The 22,077-nt window shown below is 62.8% G+C and carries 18 protein-coding genes and 2 pseudogenes; 9 read left to right on the top strand and 11 right to left on the bottom strand.

Annotated elements, in window-relative coordinates; translation table 11 throughout:
• Positions 1–15: 15 nt before the first annotated feature.
• Positions 16–387, bottom strand: coding sequence for a DoxX family protein (locus tag NVV79_RS22040; protein ID WP_303994232.1), 372 nt, complete (start codon positions 385–387; stop codon positions 16–18).
• Between the two features lie 197 nt (positions 388–584).
• Between NVV79_RS22040 and NVV79_RS22045 the strand changes: the two genes are divergently transcribed.
• Both NVV79_RS22045 and uvrB read left to right on the top strand, forming a co-directional pair.
• On the top strand, positions 585–1,043 hold the full coding sequence (locus NVV79_RS22045; RefSeq protein ID WP_303994233.1) for a DUF3597 domain-containing protein: 459 nt from the start codon (positions 585–587) through the stop codon (positions 1,041–1,043).
• Positions 1,044–1,905: 862 nt separating this feature from the next.
• A pseudogene (uvrB, locus tag NVV79_RS22050) lies at positions 1,906–3,861 on the top strand (excinuclease ABC subunit UvrB); the annotation flags it as partial.
• A gap of 60 nt (positions 3,862–3,921) precedes the next feature.
• Here the strand turns inward: uvrB and NVV79_RS22055 are convergent.
• From NVV79_RS22055 to NVV79_RS22070, 4 genes are all read right to left on the bottom strand, one after another.
• Positions 3,922–4,962: a reverse transcriptase domain-containing protein gene (locus NVV79_RS22055; RefSeq protein WP_303994235.1), complete on the bottom strand. Its 1,041-nt coding sequence runs from the start codon at positions 4,960–4,962 to the stop codon at positions 3,922–3,924.
• 574 nt (positions 4,963–5,536) lie between these two features.
• On the bottom strand, positions 5,537–6,394 hold the full coding sequence (locus NVV79_RS22060; protein WP_303994238.1) for a hypothetical protein: 858 nt from the start codon (positions 6,392–6,394) through the stop codon (positions 5,537–5,539).
• A 167-nt stretch (positions 6,395–6,561) separates the two neighbouring features.
• Positions 6,562–7,110 carry an SH3 domain-containing protein gene (locus tag NVV79_RS22065; protein ID WP_303994241.1) on the bottom strand — a complete coding sequence of 183 codons (549 nt, stop codon included), beginning with the start codon at positions 7,108–7,110 and terminating at the stop codon, positions 6,562–6,564.
• 626 nt (positions 7,111–7,736) lie between these two features.
• The gene (locus NVV79_RS22070) at positions 7,737–8,054 is read right to left on the bottom strand and encodes a hypothetical protein (protein ID WP_303994243.1); all 318 of its coding nucleotides are present in this window, start codon (positions 8,052–8,054) and stop codon (positions 7,737–7,739) included.
• Positions 8,055–8,203: 149 nt separating this feature from the next.
• Here NVV79_RS22070 and NVV79_RS22075 point away from each other — a divergent pair, with 149 nt between their 5' ends.
• The gene (locus tag NVV79_RS22075) at positions 8,204–8,605 is read left to right on the top strand and encodes a hypothetical protein (RefSeq protein WP_303994246.1); all 402 of its coding nucleotides are present in this window, start codon (positions 8,204–8,206) and stop codon (positions 8,603–8,605) included.
• 100 nt (positions 8,606–8,705) lie between these two features.
• Here NVV79_RS22075 and NVV79_RS22080 read toward each other — a convergent pair whose 3' ends face one another.
• Positions 8,706–9,182: an Lrp/AsnC family transcriptional regulator gene (locus NVV79_RS22080; RefSeq protein WP_303994248.1), complete on the bottom strand. Its 477-nt coding sequence runs from the start codon at positions 9,180–9,182 to the stop codon at positions 8,706–8,708.
• Between the two features lie 98 nt (positions 9,183–9,280).
• Between NVV79_RS22080 and NVV79_RS22085 the strand changes: the two are divergent.
• Together NVV79_RS22085 and NVV79_RS22090 are read left to right on the top strand one after the other, a co-directional pair.
• Positions 9,281–11,657 (top strand): annotated as a pseudogene (locus NVV79_RS22085) (transketolase).
• A gap of 58 nt (positions 11,658–11,715) precedes the next feature.
• On the top strand, positions 11,716–12,891 hold the full coding sequence (locus NVV79_RS22090) for an aminotransferase class V-fold PLP-dependent enzyme (RefSeq protein WP_303994250.1): 1,176 nt from the start codon (positions 11,716–11,718) through the stop codon (positions 12,889–12,891).
• Positions 12,892–12,894: 3 nt separating this feature from the next.
• Here the strand turns inward: NVV79_RS22090 and hemH are convergent, their stop codons facing one another.
• The 3 genes from hemH to NVV79_RS22105 all read right to left on the bottom strand — a co-directional run bounded on the left by hemH (position 12,895) and on the right by NVV79_RS22105 (position 16,536).
• Positions 12,895–13,920 (bottom strand): ferrochelatase, encoded by a 1,026-nt coding sequence (hemH, locus tag NVV79_RS22095; protein ID WP_303994251.1) that lies wholly within the window; start codon positions 13,918–13,920, stop codon positions 12,895–12,897.
• An 81-nt stretch (positions 13,921–14,001) separates the two neighbouring features.
• Positions 14,002–15,627, bottom strand: a complete 1,626-nt coding sequence (locus tag NVV79_RS22100; RefSeq protein WP_303994254.1) for a DUF1007 family protein — start codon at positions 15,625–15,627, stop codon at positions 14,002–14,004.
• A gap of 9 nt (positions 15,628–15,636) precedes the next feature.
• Positions 15,637–16,536, bottom strand: a complete 900-nt coding sequence (locus NVV79_RS22105; protein ID WP_303994257.1) for a LysR family transcriptional regulator — start codon at positions 16,534–16,536, stop codon at positions 15,637–15,639.
• A 145-nt stretch (positions 16,537–16,681) separates the two neighbouring features.
• Here NVV79_RS22105 and NVV79_RS22110 point away from each other — a divergent pair, with 145 nt between their 5' ends.
• Together NVV79_RS22110 and NVV79_RS22115 are read left to right on the top strand one after the other, a co-directional pair.
• Entirely contained in the window at positions 16,682–17,104 is a 423-nt protein-coding gene (locus NVV79_RS22110) for a hypothetical protein (protein WP_303994260.1), read from the top strand.
• 106 nt (positions 17,105–17,210) lie between these two features.
• Positions 17,211–17,675 (top strand): SH3 domain-containing protein, encoded by a 465-nt coding sequence (locus tag NVV79_RS22115; protein WP_303994263.1) that lies wholly within the window; start codon positions 17,211–17,213, stop codon positions 17,673–17,675.
• Positions 17,676–17,721: 46 nt separating this feature from the next.
• On the opposite strand, the gene NVV79_RS22120 is transcribed toward NVV79_RS22115, so the two are convergent.
• Positions 17,722–18,645: a DMT family transporter gene (locus NVV79_RS22120; RefSeq protein ID WP_303994266.1), complete on the bottom strand. Its 924-nt coding sequence runs from the start codon at positions 18,643–18,645 to the stop codon at positions 17,722–17,724.
• A gap of 150 nt (positions 18,646–18,795) precedes the next feature.
• Positions 18,796–19,116, bottom strand: a complete 321-nt coding sequence (locus tag NVV79_RS22125) for a hypothetical protein (protein WP_303994269.1) — start codon at positions 19,114–19,116, stop codon at positions 18,796–18,798.
• Between the two features lie 203 nt (positions 19,117–19,319).
• Between NVV79_RS22125 and NVV79_RS22130 the strand changes: the two genes are divergently transcribed.
• Both NVV79_RS22130 and uvrC read left to right on the top strand, forming a co-directional pair.
• Entirely contained in the window at positions 19,320–20,102 is a 783-nt protein-coding gene (locus NVV79_RS22130; RefSeq protein WP_303994272.1) for an SDR family oxidoreductase, read from the top strand.
• Positions 20,099–21,988, top strand: coding sequence for an excinuclease ABC subunit UvrC (gene uvrC / locus NVV79_RS22135; protein ID WP_303994275.1), 1,890 nt, complete (start codon positions 20,099–20,101; stop codon positions 21,986–21,988). Before NVV79_RS22130 ends, uvrC begins: the two co-directional genes overlap by 4 nt.
• The last annotated feature ends 89 nt before the right edge of the window (positions 21,989–22,077 follow it).

Raw genomic sequence — 22,077 nt, forward strand, 5'->3', positions numbered from 1 at the left:
GCCGCCTCGCCTGAGCTACTTCACCAGGGGAAACACGCTGCGCACCTTTTCCTCGCGCAGCCACAGCGCCACCCACACGGCCATGCCGAGATAGATAGAAAACAGCGTATGGCTGAACAGCGGATTGTCGACGCGCAGATTGGCCGCCAGCGAACCGCCCAGCAGCCCGGTGGTCAACACGGCGCCCAGCAGCGCCGTCCGCGGAATGAGGAACAGGATCACGCATCCCACCTCGATACAGCCGATCAGCACCAGATATTTCACCGGCCACCCCACGACCGCCATGGCATCGGTCGCCGCCTCGATCCCCATGAATTTCGGCGCGGCCGACGCAATGGCCAGAAACAGCCCGATCAGTCCGCTCAGGACCCAACCTGCAATCTTCATTTTTCATCTCCCGAATGGGCGCCCCTTCGGCACCCCATGCCCTGACGACGAAGCACCGCCCCGGCTTTCGACGCGCCCTCGACATTTATGTCGGCAAGTATATCTCGTTCCATCCGCGGCGAACGACATTCCGGCCTTGATATCGCCGTGAATTTGCGCCCTGAAAAGGACTTAGCAACTTACGCAAGGGTCGCCTCATGAGCTTGTTCGACAGCATCAAATCCCGAATTTTCGGCACGGAAGCGCCCGCCGGCGTTTCGCCTGCAACATCCGCCACGACGCCGACGCCCGCCGCTTCCCCCGAAGCCAAGGCTGCCCAGCAGGCCGCGCTCGATGCCGGCATGGCCGCCGCTAACAAGGCCATTGCCGATGCCGTGGCCGCTAATGCCGCCGCCGCCAAGGTCGATGTCGCCGCCGTGCTCGACGCCGCCGTGGCCAAGTCGGGCCAGAAGCTCAACTGGAAGACCTCCATCGTCGACCTCATGAAGGCGCTCGATCTCGACTCTTCCCTCACCGCCCGCAAGCAGTTGGCCGACGAGCTGGGCTATACCGGCGACAAATCCGACTCCGCCGCGATGAATATCTGGCTGCACAAGCAGGTCCTCGCCAAACTCGCCGCCAATGGCGGCAAGGTCCCCGAGAGCCTCCTCGCCTGAACCGGAAATGCCCGCCACCCAGGCGGGCATTTTCCTTTGTCGGCCCCGTTCCTGACACCGCCTGTCAGCAGCCCCCGTTCCCTCTCCGTTCGATACCCTCTATGCTCTGCGGAACATTGCATAAGCGCGCCTCGTTCCCCATCTGAGTCGCCTCTTCCAGCGCTGGAGCGCTTCCAGGAAAAAGTGGCGACCGGTTTCCGGTTCGGAAGCGCGACACCTAAACGCGAGCATCCTCATGGCCGACAAATCCGCCCGTCCCGGCAAAGCTGATTTTTCCATCGACGACTTTCTCGGCGAGATCGAGAAGGCCGAGGATCTGGCCGCCAACAAGCCGCTCTATGCCGAGCGCATGCGCAACAAGCGCGCCCTCGACCGCGCCGAAGCCGCCGAGAAAGCTGCCGCTGCCGAACCGAAAACCCCGCTGGAAAAGCGCCGCACCCGCAAGGCGACGCATGACACCGTCACCGGCATGTCGGCCAAAACGAGCAAGACCAAGATCAATTCCGTCGACCGCATCGACTTCGACGGCTTCGGCGAGGCCGAACAGGCCGGCTTCGGCCACAAGCCGTCCGACAAGGCTCTCTCCGCCCGCGACATTTCCCGCGCCGCCGCGAAGGATCCCGAAACCCTGGGCAAGTTGCGCGACGCCTTCTCCAGCGCCAAGTCCAAATCCGGCTCCAGCCGCACCGTCGAAGCGGCCCAGACCGTCGGCGTCACCGCCACGGTGAAGGCCCTCGAACAGATCATCCTGCATGGCCGCAAGGAAGTGGAAGGCTCCTCCCCCTGGGTGCCGCACAAGGCGCAGAACCACCTCGAAAAGCGCCTGGCGGGAAAACCCTTCCGCATGGTGACGGACAAGACCCCCGCCGGCGACCAGCCCACCGCCATCGCCGAACTGGTCGAAGGCATCAACAATGGCGAGACCGACCAGGTCCTGCTCGGCGTCACCGGCTCGGGCAAGACCTTCACTGCCGCCCAGGTCATCGCCGCCACCAACCGCCCCGCCCTGATCCTCGCCCCGAACAAGACCCTGGCCGCCCAGCTCTATGGCGAGTTCAAGTCCTTCTTCCCCGACAATGCGGTGGAATATTTCGTCTCCTACTACGACTACTACCAGCCCGAGGCCTACGTCCCGCGCACCGACACCTATATCGAGAAGGAGAGCACCATCAACGAGCAGATCGACCGCATGCGCCACTCGGCGACGCGGGCGATCCTCGAGCGCGACGACGTCATCATCGTCGCCTCCGTCTCCTGCATCTACGGCATCGGCTCGGTCGAAGACTACACCGCGATGACGATCGACGTCCAAAAAGGCCAGAAGATCGACCAGCGCGAGCTGCTCGCCAAGCTCGTCGCCCTGCAATACAAGCGCGGCGACACCGGCTTCGTCCGCGGCACTTTTCGCGTGCGCGGCGATACCGTGGAAATCTTCCCGGCCCACTATGAAGCCGCCGCCTGGCGCGTCTCCCTCTTCGGCAACGAGATAGAGTCGATCGTGGAGTTTGACCCTCTTACGGGCAAAAAAAGCGCCGACCTCACCTTCATCCGCGTCTTCGCCAATTCCCACCACGTGACGCCGCGCACCACGATGAACCAGGCCATCAAGGCCATCCGCGCCGAATTGGCAGCCCGCCTGCAGGAGCTCAACGGCGCCGGCCGCTTCCTCGAAGCCCAGCGCCTCGAACAGCGCAGCCTGTTCGATCTCGAAATGATGGAAGCCACCGGCTCCTGCGCCGGCATCGAGAACTACAGCCGCTACTTCTCCGGCCGCAAGCCCGGCGAGCCCCCGCCGACCCTGTTCGAATATCTCCCCGACAATGCCCTGGTCTTCGTGGATGAAAGCCACGTCACCATCGGCCAGCTCGGCGCCATGTATCGCGGCGACCTGCGCCGCAAGGCCACCCTCGCCGAATACGGCTTCCGCCTGCCCTCTTGCATGGACAATCGCCCCCTCCGCTTCGAGGAGTGGAACGCCATGCGCCCGCAATCGGTCTATGTCTCGGCCACGCCCGGCTCATGGGAAATGGACCAGACCGGCGGCGTCTTCGCCGAACAGGTCATCCGCCCCACCGGCCTCATCGATCCCCCGGTCGAAATCCGCCCGGCCAAGGCCCAGGTCGATGACGTCGTCGACGAAATCCGCCAGACCAATGCCAAGGGCTACCGCACCCTGCTGACCGTCCTCACCAAGAAAATGGCCGAGGACCTCACCGAATACCTGCACGAACAGGGCATCCGCGTCCGCTACATGCATAGTGACGTCGACACCATCGAGCGCATCGAAATCATCCGCGACCTGCGCCTGGGCGCCTTCGACGTCCTGGTCGGCATCAACCTGCTGCGCGAAGGCCTCGACATCCCCGAATGCGGCCTCGTCGCCATCCTCGACGCCGACAAGGAAGGCTTCCTCCGCAGCGAAACCTCCCTCATCCAGACCATCGGCCGCGCTGCAAGAAACGTCGACGGCAAAGTCGTCCTCTACGCCGACCGCGAAACCGGCTCCATGGCCCGCGCCCTCGCCGAAACCAACCGCCGCCGCGAAAAACAACTGGCCTATAACGAGGCCAACGGCATCACCCCCCAATCCGTCCGCTCCAACATCCACGACATCGTGGACAGCGTCTACGAACAGGACCACGTCACGATCTCCATCGGCAAAGGCAAAGACGGCAAGGAATCCGTCGCCGTCGGCGCCAACCTGGCCGCCGTCATCAAGGACATGGAAGCCCAGATGCGCGAAGCCGCGACGAATTTGGAATTCGAGAAGGCGGCAAGGCTGCGGGACGAAGTGAAGCGGCTAAGGGAAATGGAGTTGGATACGTTGGAGGGGAGGTAAGCTAAGGGTAAGGCGCTGCGCCCTCAAGCCCATCTAGCATCAGGGCAATTGCGCTGACTTAAGGCTTCTCATGCTACCCAGCAGTCGATCAATTGCCATCTTGGGAAAGACGGCGTCAGGCTCCACATGACGCCAGAAGTGAAGTTTCCCTAGGAGACTGTCCATGAAGAAGACGTCCCTACCGCCTCCCCGCACACCAGCCTCCGCATTTCGCTGAACGACAAGTCGATGGTAATCCTGTCGAATTTGGCGCCTCTTGTGCTTTGGGACTCTTGGTATATCACCCCCCACAGAAATCCCAGTCACAAGTCGTCTACCTGCATCTTGATATAGAACGACCTTTTTTCTGTTTACCTCGAACCCCTCGTCGACGATAATATCGCTCACGCTGTCAATGAGAGACGAGTGAACCAAATCCCCGGAGATGGTTATATCGTCCGAGTATCTCGTGTAGACGAGACCTAGCGAGCTCACTAATTTATCAATTCTTCTGTCCATTCGTTTTGCCACTATATTGCTTATTACTGGGCTGGTTGCTGCACCCTGGGCCAAGCGGCCATGCAAGCAGCACAATGAAGCGAGCTCGAAAGCTGTCTTGTGAGAATACCCCGCCACCTCAAATATCGAGATGACCCGATCAATCTTGATGCTAGGGAAAAAGTTGGTTAGGTCCATTTTAAGGAGGTGACTACTCCCGACGTGCGGCTTGACGTTGTCGAGGATGCCAAATCCACGTCGATATGCGGTAGCATTATCCGAGAGAACTGCTGACGACAGTATGTTTTCAGCAATCCAGCGCTGACATCTCAACAAAGAAGGTTGAGGCGCCTCAATAGTTCTCTTGCCGCCGGCCCGCTTGGGTATCTCAAATGTTCGATACTTCTCAGCAGGCGATATGATGGATCTCGACAAATATTCAACCGATACATCGGTGAATCCAGCCAAGGATTGCAGATCGATAATGGGCGGCAGCGATCTTCCACGCAAGATTTCTATGTATGCGTACAGGTTTCGCGCCTGCTTTGCATATCTAGTCTGATGACCCACTGAGCTGACCGAAAGCTCGTATATGTCTACCATCAGGTATAGCGACCCCAAGAACTACCAAACTTCGAAATGCAATTCTCTTACTTATCTACTTTTCTTAAAGTAGATAAGTGCTGATCGAACCTTCCGATCAGCACTTTTCCTACCTGAAGGGTGAAAAGCAGAAAGTAAAACTCCCCTTATTGCACGAGGCGTGACACCCCTATTGCCTAGCTCTCAGAGTCGCTATTTCCTATTGATTACCCTCAGAAACTGCTCAGTCGAGGGGGAATCAAAATTCTTATCTAACCATTTGAAATTGGGGGGTGTACAGCGTCAGCCTTCTCCCGCCAGTCTTGCACCGGCTTAACGTGCCGCCATTCTGGAGATTTGCCTACCGAAAAAAAGCGCCTGCCTGTTCTCCCAAACGTATATCCGCCCTGTCTCTGTTAGTTGAGCGTACAGGCCGTCTCTTTGCAGGAAACCCTTCGATTCATAATATTCACAGAACTCAGAATCTGAGCCGCCGACAATCTATAGCGCTCATGGAACTCGAACACGTCCAAGACAGCGGTAGCTTCGAACAACCGCCGTAGAATAACCCGCTCGAACGTAGGTCGGGCGTCCATCAAAGCCTAGCCTGCATGGTTCTTCGACCACCGCCGCCGACCCGCCTTGACCACCAGAATATCGGAAAATTGTTATTTGGAGAGTTGTTCTCCATGTTTCTAAAGAGCGCCTCTGATTGCCCGTATCCAAGCGTATATTTTTGCTGTTGAGCAGCGGCGTTCCAACCGAGATTTTTCTCTATACTTTTCATCATAGCGTGGGCCGCTGACAACTCACTACCAGCGCATGTGTCAGAAAGCGCCTTTTTCATATAGATGCCCGCACTATGAACGACATTTCGCGCGACCAGCCGGTTGATCGCTTGGTCCATAATACAAAGCGATACCAAGTAGAACGAAACACCAACAACGCCGGCCTTGTCTAACTCAGACTTATACCAATCAAAATTGTCTGAAAATTGCTTTCCGGTCCCAACAAAATCGTCAATGAAAACCACATTCGAATTCGATTTAGTGACCTCTATTGCTGGTTTTGCAAAGGCAACAAAATTCTTTGCTGACCAAGCGCTTCCTGCAAATTTATTCTTAAAGGAATGAAGCGTTGCCTGCGCGCTTCCCGGCGATGATTTCTTATGCAGCGCAACAACAATGGTGTTTTCGGAATCAAGTTTCCATTCATCAATTACTGTGTCGCGCAGATAGGCCAGGGTATCGTTCACCCGATCTTCGTCGAAATTCTCATAACGAGAGAGAAGGCCTAGAACCAACAACTGCTCTTCCAAATTTTGGCATTCAGATAGAAGAGAATATAGTTCGTCGTGCTTCTGCCTCGTCCAAGGCTGCTTCTCATGCAGCTGGAAAATGTGATCAAACTCGGATCGTGACTGGAAGGCAGGGGCGCGTTCTGATTGCGGCATGTTGACGTCTCTATGACTCGTTCATAGTGAGCAGCATATTTGGCCCTTTGCAAGTCCAAGCTGGCGGCTGCGCAATTCTTCTATTGGTACCAATGTGTAAGGCTTCGCAGGGAGCTGGTCATCATCCGCGACACCAACCCCCGACCATCCGCCAGTAGGCCCACGCCCTACCGGCAAATCGCCTCACACGGCACGCCGTCCCCATCGCCATCCAGCGCCCCGCCCCAACTGCAATTGGCCAGATACCACCGCGCTTCCTGGCATGACCCGATCTGCGAGCAATAAAGCCGCGACGGGCAGGACGCCGCCGTCTGCCGCTGCACGATCCCGTAGCCCGGCTGGTTCTGCGCCGGTACCGAAATTGCCGGCTCCACCGGCGCTCCGGCCAGATACTGGTCACTAACCCAGCCAACCTGCCCCTGCGCCGAGACCAGCACCCAACCGCTCCGCCGCTCACCGGCCAGCACCCTGGTATTGCGCTTCAGGCTCGTCGGCACGCGCCCGCCCATGCTTGGAGCCTCGCGCAGGTTGAGGCTGCTGGCCGACGCGAACAGCGTCGCGTCAAACCGTGGCGCCGCCGGAATATCCGCCCGCACCACGCCTGATCCGCCCGCCGGATCGACCGAGCCCCGGACCGGCGTATCCGTGCCGCCGATGAGATTGCCCAGCGCCGCCAGCACCATGATGCCGGCCAACGCCCAGAACAGTTTGCGCATGCCCCCTCCGCCCGAACCATCGCGCGGAAGCCTCGCCCCTATCCAGTCGGCCAGCGTCAGCCCCCTCTTCGCCCTCCTCTCCGGTCCCCTCTCTCGCCACCGCCCCACCCCATCTTGTTGCAAACAGGTCCTAATTGCAAAAAAACACCACCCCACCCCGATGTCATCCCGGCCTTGAGCCGGGACCCATCCCGAGATCAAGCCGCCGCCGCAAGGTGGATCGTCCGGCCACCGGACAAGCCCCACCACCTCAGGATGGATCCCGGCTCAAGGCCGGGATGACACCGTGTTCGGGGCGGCAACTGGCAAAAACAAAAAACTTATCCCCGCCCCGAAATCCTCCTGCATACTTCTTGCCATCCCCGCCATTCACGCGGCCCCGACGCAGGGCCGGGCGGGGAGGCTGGAGACGGGGGCGCCCGTTTGGCCGGGCAGAAAGTCGGCAGCTGGGCTTGCGATATAGTCCCACCTGTGTCCGGACCCGGTGAGGAAACTCCAGACCGTGATGGGCGGCCTGTGGCTCCCTGAGTTAGTAAACTGGACGAGTCAAAGGCCGCCCATCTCCCGTGTAACCGCAAGCGAAAGCCGGGCGGCAATTTCCTACGTCCGCTCGCACGCAGGCATCCTCACCCACGGAGACGCAAGACATGACGCTGCCCAATCTCAGCCCCAAAGCCATCGCGGCCTATAATCGCTTCGCCAAGGAACTGGCCGCCTTCAATGCCATGCTGATCAAGTCGAAGAAGCCTGAGCCGGTGCGGGACGAAACCCTGCTGGCGCTCAATGGCCTGATCATCATCGCCAACCGCCTGTTCCGCCGCCATGCCGACCTGCCGCGCTTCTTTGCCGTCAGCGTCAACCAACCCATGGCCCATGCCGACCTGGCCGTCCTGATCGGGCGGCTGACGGCCGCCTCGCTGCATTTCGAGGAGCGCTACCACCACCTCACCATCCCCCCGCCCCGCGGACGGCCCGGACTGAAATCGTCCCGTCCCGCCCCGGCCTCGCCGCCCGGCGGGTTCCTCCCGGCCGGATTGCCTTGGCCGCGCCACAGAGCTGTGCCACAAGGGTCCGCTCCCGCACGAGACCCACCATGCGCCCGCTCGCCCTTGCCATCCTCATCGCCCTCGCCGCCGCTGTGCCGGCGCAGGCGCTCACGGTCACCGCGCGGGTCTCGGGCGGCAATATCGCGGTGCATGAGGGGCCGGGCTTTCGCTATGCCATTATCGGGCGCCTGGCCGACGGCATGGAAATTCCCATCGACGCCTGCACGCAGAACGATTCCGACCCCGCCGGGGCAGTTGGATCGGCGATGCCGGCTACAGCCTGCGCGGCGACGGCGCCACGCAATGGTGCCGCATCCCGGGCCAGGGCTGGGTCGATCGCAGCTACATTGTCGGCCGCGGCCTGGTCAATGTCACCCCGCCCGATTTCGACGGTGCGGGCTGGTAATCCAGGATGTGTTGAGATTCACGTCAGGGCGAGCCGAAAATGACGGATTTGAGAACCGGAGCGCAGCGTACGTTTTGTACGTGAGCACCGGAGCGTAGAAAGCCGGCGTTTGCAGGCCGCCATCACGTGAATATCGACGCATCCTACAAAGGCAGCACCCGCGAATATTTCACCTGCCCCAGCGAGAAGCTGCTCTCGATGCTCGCCACGCCCTCCACCTGCGTCAGCCGCTCGCGCAAAAACTGCTCGTAAGCCCCCAGATCGGCGCAGACCACCCGCAGCAGGAAATCGAACTGCCCGGTCATCAGGTAGCATTCCATCACCTCCGGCCAGCCGCTGATCGCCGCCCCGAAGGCATCCAGCTCATGGCTCCGCTGCCGCTCTAACCGGATGGAAATAAACACGGAAACCGGCAGCCCCACCGCCTTCTGGTCCACCACGGCGCTATAGGCCGCAATAATCCCCGCCCGCTCCATCTGGCGTATCCGCCGCAGGCAGGGCGAAGCCGACAGCCCCACCCTTTCGGCAATCGCCTGGATAGTCGTCCGCCCGTCCTCCTGCAGCGCCCGCAGGATCTTTCGATCGAGGGCGGTCAGGGCAATAGCGGCGGCTTCCGCCATTTTTATGCTCCAGATTGGTCAATTCCTGCGCAAACCTGCGTTAGCGAGGTCAAAATAGACGAGAATTACCCTCGGGCAAGGCGCAAGATCAGGGCACTATGTCCCAGGGGGAAAGCATGGACCGGATCGCCAGCATCGAAGCGCTGACCAGGAAAGCCCTGTGGCTGTCCAACTGGATGATCCACCACGCCAACCACATCCGGCCCAACATCGACGGCGTCAAGGTCGGCGGCCACCAGGCCAGTTCGGCCAGCATGGCCGCGATCATGGCCGCCCTCTATTTCGGCGTGCTGAAGCCCGAGGATCGCGTCGCGGTCAAGCCCCACGCCGCCCCGGTCTTCCACGCCATCCAGTATCTGTTCGGCAAGCAGAGCCTCGAAAAGCTCAAGCAATTCCGCGCCTTTGGCGGCGCCCAGTCCTATCCCAGCCGCACCAAGGATACTGATGACGTCGACATTTCCACCGGCTCGGTCGGCCTCGGCGTCGCTTTCACCGCCTTCGCCAGCCTGATCCAGGACTATGTGCGGGCAAAACCCTGGGCCGACACCTCGCGCCCCGAAGGCCGCATGGTCGCCCTGGTCGGCGATGCCGAACTCGACGAGGGCAATGTCTATGAATGCCTGCTCGAAGGCTGGAAACACGGGTTGCGCAACACCTGGTGGATCATCGACTACAACCGCCAGAGCCTCGATGGCGTGGTCCGCGAAGGCCTCTACGACCGCATCGAAGCCATTTTCCGCGCCTTCGACTGGAATGTGGTGACCCTCAAATACGGCGCCCTGCAACGCGCCGCCTTCGCCGAGCCGGGCGGCGACAAGCTCAAGGCCTGGATCGACGCCGCGCCCAACGCCATCTATTCCGCCCTGATGTTCCGCGGCGGCGCGGCATGGCGCGAGCGCCTCAATGACGAAATCGGCGACCAGGGCGAAGTCTCGGCCCTCCTCGCCCGCCGCAGCGATGCCGAACTGGCCGAGCTCATGGCCAATCTGGGCGGCCACTGCGTTCCCAGCCTGTTGGAGCAGTTCGAAGCCGCCGGCAGCGACAAGCCCACCGTCTTCATCGCCTATACCGTCAAGGGCTGGGCCACGCCGCTCGCCGGCCACAAGGACAATCATGCCGGCCAGATGACCGGCACGCAGATCGACCAGTTGCGCCAGTCGATGAATGTCCGCGAGGGCCATGAATGGGACAGATTCGAGGGCCTGGCCGATCCGGCCGCCATCGAACGCTTCCTCGCCGAGGTCCCGTTCAACACCACCGAATCCCGCCGCCACACCTCGCCATCAGTCGCCACCATCGGCCCGCAATTCGTCGGCACTAACGCCACCTCGACCCAGACGGCCTTCGGCAAGATTCTCGACGCCATCGCCAAGACCGACAGCGACCTGGCCCGCCGCATCATCACCACCTCGCCCGACGTGACGGTGTCCACCAATCTCGGCACGTGGGTGAACCGGCGTAATCTCTATGCCGCCAGCGAGATGGTCGATGTCTTCCAGAAGGAAGCCATTCCCAGCGCCCAGAAATGGCGCTTCACGCCAGAAGGCCAGCATCTCGAACTCGGCATCGCCGAGATGAACCTGTTCCTCACCCTGGGCGCCGCCGGCCTCAGCCATTCCCTGTTCGGCGAGCGCCTGCTGCCCATCGGCACGCTCTACGACCCCTTCATTTCCCGCGGCCTCGATGCGCTGAACTATGCCTGCTACCAGGATGCCCGCTTCCTGCTCGTCGCCACCCCGTCAGGCGTCTCGCTGGCCGGTGAAGGTGGCGCCCACCAGTCCATCGCCTCGCCACTGATCGGCATGGCGCAGGATGGCCTTGCCAGTTTCGAGCCGGCCTTTGCCGACGAATTGTCCATCATCATGGATTGGGCCTTCGACTACATGCAGCGCAGCGGCGATGCCCGCCCGGACCTGGCTGACTGGCCGCGCGACGTCACTGGCGGCTCGGTCTATCTCCGTCTCTCCACCCGTAGCATCGAGCAACCACCCCGCGAGGTGGACAAGGCCCTTGCCGACGGCATCATCCGCGGCGCCTATTGGCTGAAACCGCCCACGCCCGAATGCGACGTGGTCATCGCCTATCAGGGCGTCCTTGCCAACGAAGCCATCGCGGCGGCCGGCGCCATCGGCGGCGACCGGCGCAATGTTGCCGTGCTCGCCGTCACCTCGGCCGATCGCCTCAATGCCGGCTGGCATGCTGCCCAACGAGCCCGCCTGCATGGCGACCATGCCGCAAGCAGCCATATCGAGATCCCTGCTGGGCGATATCCCCTGGCGCGCCGGCCTCGTCACAGCTATCGATGCCCATCCGGCTACGCTGGGCTGGCTCGGCAGTGTGCTCGGCCACCGCACCATCACGCTGGGCGTCGAACATTTCGGCCAGACCGGCACAGTCAACGACCTCTATGCCCATTTCGGCATCGACGCCGCGGCCATCGAAAATGCCGCCCGCAGCCTCATCGGCAGGGCATGACGACGACGACCAATAGCCCTATCAGTAGCCTCATGGTCCCCCTTGAAAGGCCGCTGACGTGTCCGAAAACCTTGCCCGGCAATTCCTGATCCGCGAGGACATCACCTTCCTCAACCACGGCTCGTTCGGCGCCTGTCCCCGCCCGGTCTTTGCCGCCTACCAGCATTGGCAGCGCGAACTCGAGCGCCAGCCGGTTGAATTTCTCGGCCGCAATCTCACCGAAGCCATGCGCCAGCCACGCATCGCGCTCGCCGCCGAACTCTGCACTACCGCAGACAATATCGTCGGGCTCACCAATGCCACGCTCGGCCTCAACATCGTCGCGCAGTCGCTCGATCTCAAACCCGGCGACCAGATTCTCACCACCGATCACGAATATTCGGCGCTGGAGAAAACCTGGACCTATGTCTGCCGCAGGACCGGTGCCGAGATCGTCGTGGTCAAGGTACCCCTGCCGCTGCGCAGCGAAACCCAGTTCACCGATGCCATCATTGCCGGCATGACCGACCGCACCCGCGTGCTGTTCCTCAGCCACATCACCTCGCCCACCGCGCTGCTCTTCCCTATCGAGCGCGCCATTGCCGAAGCCCGCAAGCGCGGCATCTGGAGCGTCATCGATGGCGCCCACACACCCGGCCATATCAGGCTCGACCTCGACGCTCTCGGCGCCGATTTCTATGCCGGCAATTGCCACAAATGGCTGATGGCCCCCAAGGGCTCGGCCTTCCTCCATGCCCGCCCCGACATGCAGCGGCTCATCCATCCGCTGGTCATCTCGCATGGCTGGACCGAGGCCTCCGGCCAGCCCGGCGTCCTCGGCGCCTTCAGCAATTCGCCCTTCATCGACGAGCTGGAAATGCAGGGCACGCGCGACCCGGCGCCCTGGCTCACCGTGCCCGCTGCGCTCGACTATCGCCGCGACAATGATTGGGATTCCGTCGCCGCCCATTGCCAGGCACTGGCACAGGAGACCGCCCGGCGACTGGGCGAACGAACCGGTCTCAGCCCGCTCGGCGCCCCCGAATTCTGCGCCCCGCAAATGGTCGCCATGCCCATTCCCGATTGCGATGTCGCGGCGCTCAAACTGGCGCTCTACGACAGGTATCGTATCGAAATTCCCGTCTTCCGCTGGCAGGACACCTGCATCGTCCGCCTCTCGGTGCAGGGTTACAATTCCCGGCCACAGATGGACCTGCTGCTCGATGCCCTGACCGACCTGCTGGCCCTTGGCTAGAGCTCAGATCCAGCCGGCCAGTTCCCGCCGCACCATGGCCTCGATCATGTCCATGCCGCCGGCACTGGCATTGAGGCAGGGAATATAGGCGAACTTCTCACCGCCCGCCGCCATGAAGCTGTCCTTGCCCTGCATTGCGATCTCTTCCAGTGTCTCGATGCAGTCCACCGAAAAGGCCGGCGCCAGGATGGCGACTTTCTTGATGCCCTTGCCGGGCAGCGCTTCCAGTGTCTCCGCCGTCGCCGGCTCCAGCCACTTGGTCGGCCCGAAGCGGGACTGGAAGGTGACCATGATCTTGTCTTCCGGCCAGCCGAGGTATTCGCGCGCCAGCCGCGTCGTTGCGTGGCAGTGCCGCTCATAGGGGTCGCCGCGCTCGACATAGCTCTGCGGCAGGCCGTGATAGCTGGTAATCACCAGGTCCGGCTCGAAATCCAGCGCCGCCACCCCGTCGCGGATCGAATTGCCCAGCGCCGCGACATAGTTCGGGTCGTCGAAATAGGCCGGTGCGGTACGCACAGCCGGCTGCCAGCGCATGTCGCGCAGCGCGTCGAACGCCTTGTCATTGGCCGTCGCGGTCGTCGTCGCCGAATATTGCGGATAGAGCGGCACCAGCAGGATTTTCTGGCATCCCGCCGCCTGCATCTTCTCCAGCACGCTCCGCGTAGAGGGATTGCCATAGCGCATAGCAAAATCGACCACGATATCGCCATGCCCGGCCAGCCGCTCCGCCAGCGCCTCGGCCTGGTCGCGGGTAATCACCCGCAACGGGCTCTCGTCCTTTTCCTTGTCCCAGATCTGCGCATAGGCATGGCCGCTCTTCTGCGGGCGGAAGGTCAGGATGCCCAGGTTGAGAATGGGCCACCACAGCCATTTCGGTGTCTCGATGACCCGCGGATCGCTGAGGAATTCCCCGAGATAGCGGCGCACGCTCCAATAGTCCGTGCCATCGGGCGTACCCAGATTGAGCAGCACGACGCCGATCCTGGACGGGTTGATTTGCGACTGATCGGACGGGAGAGACTGAGACATGAAGCGCCAGTTTGGAAGGGTTCTAGGCTGGCGCGCACCATAACGGCTTCCCCATCATCCGCAAGGCGGCGATGGGTCGCGCTAAAGGCTCGCAATCAGCAGCAGAACGCCGAAGGCCAGCACCGCCACAGCCCCCAGCAGTTCGAGCCACCACACCACGGCGGCTGTCACCGGATTGTCCGCGCCGCCGACCCGGCGCGCCAATCCCTTGGCCGTCACCGCGATCGTCGCCAGCACGGCCACCGTGATCGCCGTCCCCGCCCCCATCAGGAATACTGCCGCAATGCCCGCCGGCAGCAATCCCTGCGACAGCGCGAAGACCAGCACCACCAGCGCCCCCGAACACGGCCGCAGCCCCACCGCCAGCACCACGCCCAATTGCTCGCGCAGGCTGCCGCCCGTCGCCTGCGGCGTTACCACATGCACATGCCCGTCATGATCATGGTGGTCATGGTCGTGATGCTCATGGTCATGCCCATGCAGGTGCTCATGCGCCTTGTGCGCCATGTCCCCGTGATCGTGCCCGCCCCAGCCGAACACCTTGCGCGCCACCAGCCACAGGCCGAGCAGCGCCACCAGCGCATAGGACGCGATACCGATCCAGTTGGCCGCGTCGCCCATGGCGATGCTGGTCATGCCCAGTATGCCCGCCGCAATCAGCACGAACACCACGGCAACCAGCGATTGCAGCATGGCCGACAGCACGCTGAGCAACACCCCGCGCCGCAACTGCGTCTCGTTGGCCAGCACGTAGGACGAGATCACCACCTTGCCGTGCCCCGGGCCGGCTGCGTGGAATATGCCATAGAGAAAGCTCAGTCCCCCCAGCACCCAGAAGGCCGTCCAGTCGGTCCGCAGCGCATCGAGCGATGCCGTCATCGCGCCGTAAAAGTTCCGCTGCTGGTCCTGCAGCCAGCCAAAAAATCCGGTGCGCGGCAGGTTCAGCCCCGGCTCCGGCGGCGGCCCGCCAAACGGCGTGGTTGGCCTGGCTTCCGCCACCTGGTTGACCGCCTCCAGCGCACTCGCCGGAGCCGCCACCGGCGCATCGCCACAGGTCACCACGATCATGCCCTGCGTGCCACGCATCGCCGCCGCCAGATCCGGCGGCAGTTCCAGCACTTCAGGCCCCAGCGCATAAAGCCGCTCTTCCACATCAGGGTCCATCGGCTTGGGCGGCTCCAGCAGGGCGCTGCAACTGGCCGGGGCATTCTCCAGCGTCACGTCGCCCACGCCGGCAAAGCCTATCGCGACGTAATATTCCGGGTCATAGACCGCCAGTTCGAACCGCCCGCTGACAGGCATCGACGTCACTGCATCGGCCGAATAGGTCAGCGTCACCCGCCCGTCCTGATAGACCATGCGCTGGTCGCCGCCGGGCGTGAACGCCATCAGCGCGTCGCCCTCGCCGGCATAGGTGTAAAACCCATAATCGGCCAACCCGACCATGTTCTCGTCGGCCAGTTCCTGCAATTCGTCAGGGCTGGTTTCCCGGTCGCCATTGGTGTCGAGCCCCTGCACCATCCAGGCCGAAAACGCCGTGTCGAACGTCCAGGCATGCCGCAGCCCCGCCACAGCGCCGCTGGCGTCGAAAACCACCGCGACCTTCGCATCGATGAAGATATGCGGATGCGCCGTGGCGGGCACGGCCAGCGCCAGCAGAATAGCGGCAGCGCCGATCACACGACGCCAGACGGAACCGAAATCCAATTCTTGCCCCTAATGGATCGGGTGGCTCTGGAACCACTCGACCAGATGGTCGATCAGCGCCCGCACCTTGCCCGCCAGATGCCGCCGATGCGGATAGACCGCCTGCAGCGTCTGGCCGGTCGGCAGGTATTCGGTCAGAACCGGCACGAGTTCGCCGCTGGCCACTGCCGGGTCCGCCAGATAGGACGGCAATACGACAAATCCGAGACCCATGATCGCCGCCTTGCGCGCGGCGAGAGGTGAATTGACCCGCAATGGCCCGTTGACCGGCACCGAAATGGTCTTGCCATCCTCGACGAAGCGCCAGTTCGATTGCCCCTGCAGGTTGACATCGACGATGCAGGGCAGATGCCGCAGGTCTTCAGGATGCGTGGGCATGGCATGCTGCTTGAGGAGCTTGGGCGCCGCGCCGACCACAACATGCATGTCGGCGATCTTGCGCGCGATCAGCGAGGAATCGGCCAGCGTCGAAATGCGCAGCGCCACGTCGATCCCCTCATCGACCAGGTCGACATAGCGATCCTCCAGCCGCAGATCGAGCGTCACCTTGGGATATTTGGCCAGATATTCATAGATCGCCGGCGCCAGTGTGGACTCGCCGAAATTGCGCGGCGCCGAGACCCGCAACAGGCCCCGCGGCTCCGCCGTCTGGTCGGTGATGGTCGCATCGAGGTCATCGAGTTGCTGCAGCAGCGCGCTGGCTTCCCGGTAATAGGCTTCGCCCGCCTCGGTCAGGCTCAGCTTGCGCGTGGTGCGGTTCATCAGCCGCACCCCGAGATAATCCTCAAGATCGGTCACATACTTGCTGAGCAGCGCCTTGGACCGTCCATGTTGCCGCGCGGCAGCAGAAAAGCCCCCGGAATCAAAGACCTGAACGAAAGCGCGAATACGGGCAAGGTCTTGCGTCATGGCGTTCCGTTCACGAGAGCATCATAATCGACGCATAACTCATCTGCGCTGGGTGAACAATAACCGGCCTTGGCCGTTCCACGATTAACGATAGGATGGGAACGCCAATCGACGCGCCTGAGGAGTTCGGACTATTTTCCCACTCATGTCCAGACCTTCATCCCGATCCACGCTTTACCGGCTCATCGAGGCCGGGCAGCTCGCGCACAAGGCGCTGCTGCTGCCGTTGATGGAACGCGGGCTGGAGCCCGGCGACGACGCCATCCTTTTCGAACTCGCCCGCTCGGGCACCACGGAAGCCGAGCTTGCCGCCGAACTCGGCCTCGGTGAAGAGGCGCTTGCCGCACGCCTGTCGCGCCTGCTCGATCGTGAACTGGTCACCCGCCAGGCTGTCGGCCCCGAACTCGCCGCCGGCGTGGCATTGACCGAGCGCGGCCGGCGCATCCGCAATGGCCTTGCCGACCACTGGGCCCAGCTCGAGGATGCCCTGATGGGCGAACTCAAGCCCAAGCAGCGCAAGAAGCTGGCCGAGCGTCTCAAGCGCTTCGTCGATCTGCTGCGTCTCTAAAGACTGTTTAGAAACCTGAAAGCGTCATTCAGGTCCGGTTCATCCGCCAGGGTGTTTTCTATCGTTCAAAGGCACTTAGCTGCCTCAGAAACGAAGGAGAAACAAAATGGCTCTGAGCAAGAAACTCATGGCTGGCGGCCTTGCAGCACTGGCGCTTCTGGCGACGGCTGGTTCCGCTTTCGCCGCCCCCGCTTATGCGACGGGCAACGTCAATGTACGCTCGGGTCCGGGCACGGGCTATGCCCGCGTCGACGTTCTGACCCGCGGCGAGCAGGTCGATGTGCAGTATTGCCGCGGCAGTTGGTGCTTCATCGAGAAGCGCGGCCCCGATGGCTGGGTCTCGGCCAACTACCTCAGCCGCAGCGGTGGCTGGAATCCGACGCCTCCCCCGCCGCCGCCCATCTGGAATCCGCGCCCGCCGCGTCCGCCCCAGTGGGACCCCTATCCCCCGCGCCCGCCGCATTGGAACCCGCGTCCGCCCCGCCCGCAGCCCTGGCCCACCCATCCGGGCAATAGCGGTGGCAGCGTCTGCTTCAACGGCCCCAACGGCTACTTCTGCGTCGGCAACTAAGCCCGCACCAACAATATCGAACGCCGCCCCTCCAGGGCGGCGTTTGCTATTCCTGCCCCGGCAATGTCGGGTCGGCCACGACAGGCACCCGCTTCCTCCGCTCGCGCGCCATGACCACCAGCCCCGCCCCGGCAATGATGGTCGCGCCAAGCAGCGAGATCGGATCGATCCAGTGCCCGAAGACGACGGCGCTGAGCAGGATCGCCCAGGGCAGCGAGAAATAGTTGAACGGCTGCACCACGCTGGCCGGCGCCATCGATAGCGCGAACACCATCACTCCATGCCCGGCACAGGTCGTGACCATGATGACCACCACCAGCAGGAAATCGCTCCATCCCATCGGCTGCCAGAAGAACACCCCGACTGCCGCCGACAAAACCAGCCCGACGGTTGCGGTATAGGTCATGCTGGTCGCAGCGCTGTCGAACTGGCTGACCTTGCGGGTGATGACGATATAGATCGCGTAGAATGTCGCCGAGGCCAGCGCGAAGCCCACACCCCAATCCAGCGGCAACCCGCCCGGCCGCACGATCACCAGCGCCCCGGCAAACCCCACGCCCACCGCGGCGAAGCGGAATATGCCCACCTTCTCGCCCAGTATGGGAATGGCGAACAGCGTCACCAGCAGCGGATAAACCACCGTGATCGCCTGCAATTCACCCAGCGGCACGGTGCGCAGGGCCAGCCCGAAAAACCAGATATCGGCCATCAGCAGCATGCCGCGCAGCACCTGCAGCATGGGAACCCGCGAGCTGAACGCCTGCCGCAGCGGCGCCTGTCGCATCACCAGCAGCAGCGAAAAGGCGGCGAAGCCCCAATAGCGCATCATGGTGATCTGAAACGGCGAGTAGGTCTGCACCAATATCTTGGAGACTGCATCCTGCACGCCGAACACCCCGATGGTGATGAGCGTCAGGACGATGGCGCGGCCGATATTGTCGGTGCGGATATCGGCGGCGGAGGAAGACATGGTAGTTGCAATCGCCCAGGCATAGGAAAACGCCCCGGCCTTTGCTGCCGGAGCGTTCGAAGCGCTATCGCAAAGCCCGAAGCGTTTCCAGCAAAAGTGGATACGGTTTTGCTCCTCGGACTTGATCCGGGGATCGGAAACGCGACAAAATCAAGCCTTGGCCATAGAGGACTTGATGAGCCCGGCAATGGCGGTGAGAATGCCGCCGCTGACCAGGCCTGTTGCGCCCTGGCCCGCCAGGGCACCCAGATCGAGCCCGCCCGCCGTGCCTGCGGCACCTGCAGCCGCACCGACAAGGCCGTCAAGCCCGGGGATCATCCCGGCAAGCCAGGTCCCGGCGATGCCGCCGATCGCGCCGACGATCGTATTGCCGGCCGTACCGAGGTTGAGCGACTTGGCGATTTGCCCGATGACGTTGCCGCCGACGCCGCCGCCGACAAGCTGGACCAGAATAGGCACGATGACTTCCATTTGCTTCCCCCTCAAGGAATGCCCCGCGGGGCCACCTGCCGCGCGGTGACTTGGCAAGCCTACGCCCGAACCCGTGCCAACAAAAGGACAAGACTGCTGTCCGAACTTGTCAGCAGACCCCCAGTAAATCAGCCATTGCCGATGCATTGAACCGGGCCGTAAAAGCGGCCTATGGTCCGCCTACAAGGTCAGCCACGTCCATTATGTCGAATCGCCCCGCTCCATCACCGGCCCCTTCCGTCGCCCTCGTCACCGGCGCCAGCGACCGCATCGGCGCGGCCATCGCCATGGCTTTGGCCAGAGCCGGCCATGCCGTGGTCATCCATTATCGTGCCAATGCCGAAGGCGCCCGCGCTGTGCGCGACGCCATCCGCCGCGAGGGCGGCCGTGCCGATATTCTCAAGGCCGATCTCGCCAGACGCCCCCAGCGCGCCGCGCTGGTCGGCAAGGCGGCGGCATTTTTCGGTCCCCTGACCGTGCTGGTCAACAACGCCTCGACCTTCGAGCCCGACAGTGCCCGCGATCTCGATGAAGCCCTGTGGAACCAGCATTTCGCCATCCATGCCGAAGCGCCCATGTTTCTCGCCCGCGATTTCGCCGGACAACTGCCCGAGGGCGCGACGGGCAACATCGTCAATCTCGTCGATGAACGCGTGCTGCATCCCACGCCGGCCTATTTCAGCTATACGCTCTCCAAATCCGTGCTGTGGACCGCTACCCGCACCCTCGCGCAGTCGCTGGCCCCGGCCATCCGCGTCAACGCCATCGGTCCCGGCCCTGTTCTGCCTCATACGCGCCAGAGCCAGGTCGAGTTCGACCGCTCCGTCGCCGCCCTGCCCCTGCAGCGTCATGCCGGGCCCGATGCCATCGCCGACGGCGTCATAATGTTGCTCAACACCCCGTCCATGACCGGACAGATGCTGGCGCTCGACGGCGGGGAGCATCTCGAATACCTGCCCAAGAGCAAGCCCACGCCACGCGCATGACCGACGATACCGCCCCACCGCCGCCCAGCGGCCACGAAGTCATCCGCGCCTTCGTCCGCACCCTGCCATCGGCGCCGGGCGTCTACCGCATGCTCGATGCGGAAGGGGCGGTCATGTATGTAGGCAAGGCCCGCAATCTCAAGGCGCGCGTCACCAACTACACGCGCCCCGACGCCCTTGAAATCCGCCTGCAGCGCATGATCGCGGCCACGGTCAGCATGGAATTCGTGCGCACCGAGACCGAATCCGAAGCGCTGCTGCTCGAAGCCAACATGATCAAGCGGCTCAAGCCCCGCTTCAACGTGCTGCTGCGCGACGACAAGAGCTTTCCCTATATCCTGATCGCCACCGATCACGAGGCGCCCGAGCTGACCAAGCATCGTGGCACGCGGCGCCGGCAGGGCCACTATTTCGGCCCCTTCGCCTCGGCCACCGCCGTCGGCCGCACCATTGCCAGCCTGCAGAAAGCCTTCCTGCTGCGCAACTGCTCGGACTCTTTCTACGCCGCCCGCACCCGCCCCTGCCTGCAATTCCAGATCAAGCGCTGCGCCGCCCCCTGCACCCGCGAAATCAGCCTCGAAGGCTATGGCGAACTGGTCGAGGATGCGCGCCTCTTCCTCTCCGGCAAGTCGCAGGGCGTGCGCGACCATTTGCAGCGGGATATGAACCAGGCGGCCGAACAGCTCGATTTCGAGCGCGCCGCCCTGCTGCGCGACCGCCTCTCGGCCCTCGCCCTCATCCAGAGCCAGGGCGACGCCACCGCTCGCTCGGTGGAAGAGGCCGATGTCTTCGCCATCCACCATGAGGGCGGCCAGTTCTGCGTGCAGGTCTTCTTCTTCCGCGCCTATCAGAACTGGGGCAATTATCCCTATCGCCCGCGCGCCGATGCCAGCCTTTCCGATGCCGAAGTGCTCGAGGCCTTCATCGGCCAGTTCTACGAGAACCGCACCCCGGCGCGCCTCGTGCTGATCAGCCACGAGCTTGGCGAGCATGCCCTGATGGAGGAAGCCCTTTCCACCCGCGCCGGCCGCCGCGTCTATATCGAGCAGCCCAAGCGCGGCGAAAAGCGCGACCTGGTCAACCACGCTCTCAACAATGCCCGCGAGGCCCTCGGCCGCCAGCTTGCCGAAGGGGCCACCAATCGCACCCTGCTCGAAGGCGTCGCCGAAACCTTCGGCCTCGAAGAGGTACCGCGTCGCATCGAGACCTACGACAATTCCCACATTTCAGGCACCAATGCCGTGGGCGCCATGGTCGTGGCCGGCGAGGAAGGCTTCGCCAAGAAGTTCTACCGGACCTTCAACATCAAATCGACCGACATCACGCCCGGCGACGATTTCGGCATGATGCGCGAAGTGCTGACCCGCCGCTTCACCCGCCTCGCCAATGAAAGCGAAAACGACGCCGAGGACGAGGCTACCGGCATGCCCGATTGGCCCGATGTCGTCTTCATCGATGGCGGCGCCGGCCAGCTCAATGCCGTCCGCGAAGTCATCGCCGAACTCAACCTGCCCAAGGAAGTAACCTTCATCGGCATCGCCAAGGGCGAGGAACGCGATGCAGGGCGCGAAAAATTCTTCATGGAAGGCCGCGAAGCCTTCATGCTGCCCCATCGCGACCCGGTCCTCTATTACGTCCAGCGCCTGCGCGACGAAGCCCACCGCTTCGCCATCGGCACCCATCGCGCCAAGCGCAACAAGGCCCAGATCAAGAACCCGCTCGACGAGATCGAGGGCATCGGCCCGACGCGCAAGCGCGCTTTGCTCAACCATTTCGGGTCCGCCAAAGCCGTGGGCCGCGCCTCGCTCGCCGACCTGCAATCCGTACCGACGATCTCCAGCGCCATGGCGCAACTGATCTACGATCACTTCAACCGGGTGGAGTAGGGCTCGGCGCCCATCATCCGAAAGTCAGAGTCGACAGCCACAAAATCCCGCGCTACAACCACCGCATGATCCGTTCCGTCGCCACCGTT

The organism is Devosia ginsengisoli (assembly GCF_024707105.1).
Classification (GTDB): Bacteria; Pseudomonadota; Alphaproteobacteria; order Rhizobiales; family Devosiaceae; genus Devosia; species Devosia ginsengisoli_A.